Below are 698 nucleotides of genomic sequence, written 5' to 3' on the forward strand. Positions count from 1 at the left end.
TGCTGCAACGCGCCGCGTTCGAGGAATTCGATCATCGGGTCGCCCGCGATCTGCCGCGAGAACCGGGTACACCGCGCACAGAGCACACAACGCTCACGATCCAGGAGCACCTCGGTGGACAGTGGAATCGGTTTGGGGAAGGTGCGTTTGACGCCACCGAACCGGGACTCCGCCCGACCGCTGGACATCGCCTGGTTCTGCAGCGGGCACTCGCCGCCCTTGTCGCACACCGGGCAGTCCAGTGGATGGTTGATCAGCAGCAGCTCCATCACGCCCCGCTGCGCCTTGTCGGCGACCTCGGACGTGACCTGGGTGCGGACCACCATGCCGTCGGTCGCGACGGTGGTGCACGACGCGAGCGGTTTGCGCTGCCCCTCCACGTCGACCAGGCACTGCCGGCACGCACCCACCGGTTCGAGCGGATCACCAGAGTCCCCTTCGGGACCGTGACCTCGACTCCGTCGATCGTGAAGGTCACCCGGTCCGACGGGACGGGCTGCCCGGACGCGTCGACGTTGAGGTTGACGGTCATGCCCTCCCCCTTTCCGCTCCCATGGAAGCCCGGGAAACCCGGGAGACGAGGGCGGCCGCGTCCGGATCGAACGGGCAGCCGCGGTGCTCGAGGTGGGCGAGGTACTCGGCGCGGAAGTACTGCAGCGACGACATGATCGGACTGGTCGCGCCGTCGCCGAGCGCGC

Annotated in this window: 2 pseudogenes; both read right to left on the minus strand. The window is 68.5% G+C overall.

The window, feature by feature from the left end:
- A pseudogene (locus tag IJ15_RS24920) lies at positions 1 to 532 on the minus strand (2Fe-2S iron-sulfur cluster-binding protein); the annotation flags it as partial.
- A pseudogene (locus tag IJ15_RS26760) lies at positions 529 to 698 on the minus strand (hypothetical protein); the annotation flags it as partial. The pseudogenes IJ15_RS24920 and IJ15_RS26760, both read right to left, overlap by 4 nt.

Origin of the sequence: Prescottella defluvii, from assembly GCF_000738775.1 — a bacterium.
In the GTDB taxonomy this organism is placed as follows: Bacteria; Actinomycetota; Actinomycetes; order Mycobacteriales; family Mycobacteriaceae; genus Prescottella; species Prescottella defluvii.